Below are 6,787 nucleotides of genomic sequence, written 5' to 3'. Positions count from 1 at the left end.
CGGGGCTGGCGCACTTCTTCACGTTCTGGGGGTTTGTGATCCTCGGCGCGACCATCGTCGAGGCCTTCGGCGCGCTGGTGATCAGCCAGGACTTCGCCATCCCCTTCTTCGGCCGGGCCCGCTGGCTGGGATTCGCCGAGGACTTCTTCGCCGTCGCGGTGCTGGTCGCGATCTCGTGGTTCGCGGTGAACCGGCTGCGCAACGCTCCCGAACGCCGCAAGCGGGCGTCGCGGTTCTACGGCTCGCACACCGGCGGTGCCTGGCTGATCCTGTTCATGATCTTCAACGTCATCTGGACGTACGTGCTGGTGCGCGGCTCGGCGGTCAACAACGGCACGCTGCCGTATGGTAAGGCAGCGTTTCTCTCACAGCTGTTCGGCGTGATCCTGAAACCGCTCGGCCACACCGGCAACGAAGTCCTGGAAACGGTGGCCCTGCTGCTGCACATCGGCGTCATGCTGGCGTTCCTGATCATCGTGCTGCACTCCAAGCACCTGCACATCTTCCTGGCGCCGATCAACGTCATCTTCAAGCGGCTGCCCGACGGGCTCGGCCCGCTGCTGCCCATCGAGGCCGACGGCAAGCCGATCGACTTCGAAAACCCGCCCGACGACGCGGAATTCGGTCGCGGCAAGATCGAGGACTTCAGCTGGAAGGCGATGCTCGATTTCGCCACCTGCACCGAGTGCGGGCGCTGCCAGTCGCAGTGCCCGGCGTGGAACACCGGCAAGCCGCTGTCCCCCAAGCTCGTCATCATGGACCTGCGCGACCACTGGATGGCCAAGGCGCCCTACATCCTCGGGGAAAAGGAGGCCGACGCCGAGGGCGGCTACATCGAGTCCGGTCGCGGCGAGGGCCACCACGTTCCGGAGTCCGGCTTCGGCCGGGTGCCCGGCTCCGGGCCCGAGCAGGTCAACCGCCCGCTGGTCGGCACCGCCGAACAGGGTGGGGTGATCGACCCTGACGTGTTGTGGTCGTGTGTGACCTGCGGCGCCTGCGTCGAACAGTGCCCGGTCGACATCGAGCACGTCGACCACATCGTCGATATGCGCCGCTATCAGGTGATGATGGAATCAGAATTCCCCTCCGAGCTGTCGGTGCTGTTCAAGAACCTGGAGACCAAGGCCAACCCGTGGGGCCAGAACGCCTCCGACCGCACCAACTGGATCGACGAAGTCGACTTCGACGTCCCGGTCTACGGCGAGGACGTCGACACCTTCGACGGCTACGAGTACCTGTTCTGGGTGGGCTGCGCCGGCGCCTACGACGACAAGGCCAAGAAGACCACCAAGGCGGTCGCCGAATTACTGGCCATCGCCGGGGTGAAGTTCATGGTGCTGGGCGCCGGGGAAACCTGTAACGGCGACTCCGCGCGCCGCTCCGGCAACGAGTTCTTGTTCCAGCAGCTCGCGCAGCAGGCCGTCGAGACGCTGGACGGGGTGTTCGAGGGCGTGGAGACCGTCGACCGCAAGATCGTCGTCACCTGCCCGCACTGCTTCAACACGCTGGGCCGCGAATACAAGCAGCTGGGCGCCAACTACACGGTTTTGCACCACACCCAGCTGCTCAACCGGCTAGTGCGGGACAAGAAGCTGGTTCCCGTCAAGCCGGTCGACGGCGACGGGAGCGGCCCGTCGATCACCTACCACGACCCGTGCTATCTGGGCCGACACAACAAGGTGTACGAGGCGCCGCGTGAGCTGATCGGCGCCTCAGGCGCGACGCTGACTGAGATGCCGCGGCATGCCGAGCGCAGCTTCTGCTGCGGCGCCGGCGGTGCGCGGATGTGGATGGAAGAGCACATCGGCAAGCGGATCAACCACGAACGCGTCGACGAGGCGCTGGGCACCGGTGCAACCACGGTCGCCACGGCCTGTCCGTTCTGCCGGGTGATGGTCACCGACGGTGTCAACGACCGCGCCGAAGCTGCCGGTCGCGAGGACGTCGACGTCCGCGACGTGGCCAACCTGCTGCTGGAGTCCATCGACCGCAGCGCGGTGACGCTGCCTGCCAAGGGCACGGCCGCCAAGCAGGCCGCCGAGGCCGCGCCGAAGGCCGCGACGGCGCCGGCCGCGCCGACGAAGGAGACCGCAAAGTCACCGGTTCCCGCGCCCGCGCAGGAGCAGCCCGCGAAAGCCGGGCCCCCGCCTGCCGCTAAAGGCCTTGGTATCGCCGGAGGTGCCAAGCGCCCGGGTGCCAAGAAAACGGCGGCTGCCGCGCAGCCAACCACCACCGAGGAAGCCAAGCCGCCCGCCGAGGAAGCCAAGACGCCCGCCGAGGAAGCGAAGCCGGCCGCCGAGGAAGCCAAGGCGCCCGCGGCGCCCGCCAAGGGGCTGGGCCTTGCCGCCGGTGCCAAACGACCAGGCGCCAAGAAAGCCGCCGCCCCAACACAATCCGCTGCTACCACGGAGCCGGAAGCGAAAACCGAAGCGGCAGAAGCAAAGCCGTCTGCCCCTGCACCGGTCAAGGGCCTGGGTATCGCTGCCGGTGCTAAGCGGCCCGGCGCCAAAAAGGCCGCGGCGCAACCTGCTGCCCAAGAGCAAAAGCCGGAGCCAACACCGCAACCGGAATCCGAACCCGCGGCTTCCGACAAGGACGGTGACCGGGAAACGCAGACGCCGCCAGTGAAAGGCTTGGGCATTGCCCGCGGCGCCCGCCCCCCGGGCAAACGCTGAACTCAGCAAATTTCATTGGACAACGGTGGCACTATGGTTGACGTGACGACTCACCAGCTGCCCTGGCATACCAGCGCCCACCACCGGCAGCGTACGTTCGCGCAGTCATCCAAACTGCAGGACGTCCTTTACGAGATCCGCGGACCCGTGCACGCTCACGCCGCGCGGCTGGAAGCCGAAGGGCACCGCATCCTCAAGCTCAACATCGGCAACCCCGCGCCGTTCGGCTTCGAGGCGCCCGACGTGATCATGCGCGACATCATCCAGGCGCTGCCGTACGCGCAGGGCTACTCGGACTCCAAAGGCATCCTGCCGGCCCGGCGCGCCGTGGTCACCCGGTACGAACTCGTCGACGGCTTCCCGCAATTAGACGTCGACGACGTCTACCTGGGCAACGGCGTTTCCGAGTTGATCACTATGACGCTGCAGGCCTTGCTGGACAACGGCGATCAGGTGCTGATCCCTGCACCGGACTACCCGCTGTGGACGGCATCGACGTCATTGGCCGGTGGCACACCCGTGCATTACCTATGCGACGAAACCCAGGGTTGGCAGCCCGACATCGCCGACCTGGAGTCCAAAATCACCGAGCGCACCAAAGCGCTGGTCGTCATCAACCCGAACAACCCGACCGGCGCCGTCTACAGCCGCGAAATCCTCACCGAGATGGCGGATTTGGCGCGCAAGCACCAGCTGCTGCTGCTCGCTGACGAAATCTACGACAAGATCCTCTACGACGACGCCAAGCACATCAGCATGGCCTCGGTGGCGCCCGACCTGTTGTGCCTGACGTTCAACGGTCTGTCGAAGGCTTACCGGGTAGCCGGATACCGGGCCGGCTGGCTGGTGATCACCGGGCCCAAAGACCACGCCAGCAGCTTCATCGAAGGCATCAGCCTGCTGGCGAACATGCGGCTGTGCCCGAACGTGCCTGCCCAGCACGCGATTCAGGTGGCGCTGGGCGGTCACCAGAGCATCGAGGACCTGGTGCTGCCGGGCGGCCGGCTGCTCGAGCAGCGTGACGTCGCCTGGACCAAACTCAACGAGATCCCCGGCGTGTCATGCGTCAAACCGGCCGGTGCGCTCTACACGTTTCCCCGGCTCGACCCCGAGGTGTACGAGATCGAGGACGACGAGCAGCTTGTCTTGGACCTCCTGCTGCAAGAGAAGATTCTCGTCACCCAGGGCACTGGATTCAATTGGCCCGCACCGGATCACCTGCGCATCGTCACGCTGCCGTGGTCGCGTGATCTAGCTAACGCGATCGAGCGGCTGGGTAACTTCCTGACCAGTTACCGCCAGTAGGCGCACACCCCAGCCGGCGTCATCGAGCCTGCGCCTACGGCTGGGCTTTTAGCGTTTTGCCGCCGTGACCACAGAGTCGATGCCGTGAGCGCAGGCTCGGCGCCAGGCAAACGCTTCTACGTGAGTCCCTGCGGGCAGTACACGCTGATGGCGGTGTCGGCGAAAGTGACTGCGGTATCGGGCGACATGCCCGGCGTTCCCGCGACGATGTCTTGAACAATCTCCTGCTCGGTTTCGCCGCGTTGCAACCGCGAACAAATGCGATGCGCATCGTTGATTGTGGTGTCGCGCGCTGCCGATAGTTGGAGGCCTTGAGCGGTCAGCAGGAAGACGAATCGTCCGTCTTTGTCCAGCAGCCCTGGCCGCGGCGCGGCGGCCGGCGGCGCGGATGGCGTGAGCGAATCCGGCGTTGTTTCTCGCGACGCGCCAGCATGCTGGTGCTTCCAGGAAAGGACAAGCACTCCGGCAACGGCGACGAGGGCGACGACCACCACGAGGAGCACAGCCGAACCCCGAATCGGCGGCGGGTCGAGTGGCGTTGTCATCGTGTTCCGCCCAGCGTATTGCGCGCCGACGCTTTCCGGTGGCGCAATCTAGCGACGACACCCCGATGACATCGGCCCGGGGAAATCAGCGTCGTTCCAGCAACTCCAGCAGGTAGCGGCCATAGCCGGACTTAATCAGGGTGTTGGCACGCCGGGCAAGCTGCTCGTCGTCAATGAAGCCCATCCGCCAGGCAACTTCCTCGGGGATGCTGATCTTGAGGCCCTGCCGGCGTTCGATGGTGCGCACGTAGTCGCTGGCATCCAGCAATGAGTCGAAGGTCCCGGTGTCCAACCAGGCGGTGCCACGGGCGAGCACCTCGACCGCGAGCCGCCCCTGGTTGAGGTAGATCTGGTTGACTTCGGTGATCTCGTATTCGCCGCGCGCCGATTTCTTTAGGCCCCGGGCAATGTCGATCACGTCGTTGTCGTAGAAGTACAGGCCCGGCACCGCATAGTTCGACTTCGGTGTAGCCGGTTTCTCCTCGATCGACAGCGCGATGCCGTCATCACCGAATTCGACGACACCGTACGCCGACGGGTTGGCCACCCAGTAGGCGAAAATCGCTCCACCGTCGATGGTTTGGAAGCGGCGCAAGCTGGTACCCAAACCGGGACCGTAGAAGATGTTGTCGCCCAACGCTAATGCCACCGTATCGGTGCCGATGTGGTGGGCGCCGATGACGAAAGCCTGCGCCAAGCCCTCAGGCTGGTCCTGAAATGCGTAGCTGATGTTGACGCCGAACACGGCGCCGTCACCAAGCACGCGGTGGAAGGCGGGTCCATCGTGAGGAGCGGTGATCACCAGGATGTCGCGGATACCGGCCATCATCAGGGTGGACAGCGGATAGTAGACCAGCGGCTTGTCGTACACCGGCAGCAATTGCTTGCTCACACCCATGGTGATCGGATACAGCCGCGTGCCGGAGCCGCCGGCCAGGATGATTCCGCGCATCAATGACTCCTCAGTCGACGAGGTCGGCCTCGGTCAGTTCGGTGGCCGCCAACGCCGACGCCAGATCGTCGTGGCGGAACACCGAAGTGACATGGTCGTGGACCACCCGAAACGCCGACGCGGCAGTCCTGGTGGCGTCGGGAGTGGCCGGGCTGCTGAACTTTTCTTCGACGACGACGACACCGTCGTGGACGTACATGCGGCCCGGTTCGGCGGTGGTGTTGGTCTCAGCCGCCCACTTGCACAGCGCGTCGTGACCTTGCACGGCACCGTGGGCGTCGCCGACTTCGATGTCCTCGCTGGACAAGGCCACCAGGGTCTCGAGGTCGGCGGCGTTCAGCGCGTCGTGCCACGCCAAAACGGTGGCGATCTCCGATGTGGTCATGATGTGCAAATTACCGCCGCTGCCCTAAAAAGGCGTGTGCTCCAGCCAGTTCTGCCACACCGAGATATCGCCGAATACCGTGATGTCGCGATCCGCTGTCGGAATGCGGCGCACCATTGCCAGCATCAAATCCGTGGCGCCGCCTCGCAGCGCGACGGTGCCCTTGCCATGCTCGTGCGACCATGTGATGCCGTTATCACCGGCTTGGATGGTCCATTCGCCGGAGGCGCCCAGACCGGGATCGGTGGCGTGCAGGTGCACGGTGTTACCCGGTTCGAGGGGCAGCGGTTCGCCGTCACGGCCGGCTTGGCTGGCGACCCGTTCCAGCCATTCGCTGATCGCGTCGGCGGCCAACGCCGGTTCCAGCGTGTACTCGACGCCCAGGGAGAGCGCGGCGTCGGCGCGGTGCACGGTCGCCTCGTGCAGCCGCCGCCGCACCCACCAATACGCCGGACGCTGCCCGATGAACGTCCAGACTGGTGCGTCGAGTCCAGCCTGTTCGACCGCGTCGATCAGCCGCTGCGCGCCATCGTGCAGCCACGCGATCGCTTCGTCGGGATCCGCTGGCGGCTTGCCGCCCTCGACGGTGCGGGGGTCAAGATAGTGGTCGACGCGGTCGGCGATGATTTGCGCCGCCCACCGGTCGCCGCGGCCGACGTGGCGGAACAGCTCCTTGAAGGTCCAGCCAGGGCACGTCGGCACCGGGGTGGATTGGTCGCCGCTGCGGATGACGTCTCCAAAGGCGCGGTTTTGCTCCAGGAATGCTGCCGCGTAGTCCACGCGGTTAGGCTACGCGTCGCCCCAAACAGTGCACCCGCCAACCAGCTTGTTGCCACCGGCGCACATCCAGGCAGTTGCGGCCGTCAACAATGACCTTGGCCCGCACCCGGCCGGCGAGGTCGTCGGGGTCGAGGTCGACGAACTC

At 65.7% G+C, this 6,787-nt stretch carries 6 protein-coding genes and 1 pseudogene; 2 read left to right on the top strand and 5 right to left on the bottom strand.

Annotation, left to right across the window (positions count from 1 at the left end; translation table 11 throughout):
* A partial coding sequence (locus VFA16_RS06945; RefSeq protein ID WP_324967107.1) for a heterodisulfide reductase-related iron-sulfur binding cluster occupies nt 1-2,675 on the top strand: 2,675 nt, incomplete at its 5' end.
* Nucleotides 2,676-2,690: 15 nt separating this feature from the next.
* Nucleotides 2,691-3,980 (top strand): pyridoxal phosphate-dependent aminotransferase, encoded by a 1,290-nt coding sequence (locus VFA16_RS06940; protein ID WP_324967106.1) that lies wholly within the window; start codon nt 2,691-2,693, stop codon nt 3,978-3,980.
* A gap of 116 nt (nt 3,981-4,096) precedes the next feature.
* Here VFA16_RS06940 and VFA16_RS06935 read toward each other — a convergent pair whose 3' ends face one another.
* From VFA16_RS06935 to VFA16_RS06915, 5 genes and pseudogenes are all read right to left on the bottom strand, one after another.
* Nucleotides 4,097-4,525, bottom strand: coding sequence for a DUF732 domain-containing protein (locus VFA16_RS06935; RefSeq protein ID WP_324967105.1), 429 nt, complete (start codon nt 4,523-4,525; stop codon nt 4,097-4,099).
* An 85-nt stretch (nt 4,526-4,610) separates the two neighbouring features.
* Nucleotides 4,611-5,477 (bottom strand): glucose-1-phosphate thymidylyltransferase RfbA, encoded by an 867-nt coding sequence (gene rfbA, locus VFA16_RS06930; protein WP_324967104.1) that lies wholly within the window; start codon nt 5,475-5,477, stop codon nt 4,611-4,613.
* A 10-nt stretch (nt 5,478-5,487) separates the two neighbouring features.
* The gene (locus VFA16_RS06925; RefSeq protein WP_324967103.1) at nt 5,488-5,862 is read right to left on the bottom strand and encodes a nuclear transport factor 2 family protein; all 375 of its coding nucleotides are present in this window, start codon (nt 5,860-5,862) and stop codon (nt 5,488-5,490) included.
* A gap of 24 nt (nt 5,863-5,886) precedes the next feature.
* On the bottom strand, nt 5,887-6,642 hold the full coding sequence (locus tag VFA16_RS06920; protein ID WP_324967102.1) for a maleylpyruvate isomerase family mycothiol-dependent enzyme: 756 nt from the start codon (nt 6,640-6,642) through the stop codon (nt 5,887-5,889).
* A 4-nt stretch (nt 6,643-6,646) separates the two neighbouring features.
* Nucleotides 6,647-6,787, bottom strand: a pseudogene (locus tag VFA16_RS06915) (UDP-glucose 6-dehydrogenase); the annotation flags it as partial.

This window comes from Mycobacterium sp., from assembly GCF_035653355.1.
GTDB lineage: Bacteria > Actinomycetota > Actinomycetes > Mycobacteriales > Mycobacteriaceae > Mycobacterium.
The sequence above is the reverse complement of the archived record's forward strand: the minus strand, read 5'-3'. Positions and strand labels throughout refer to the sequence as shown.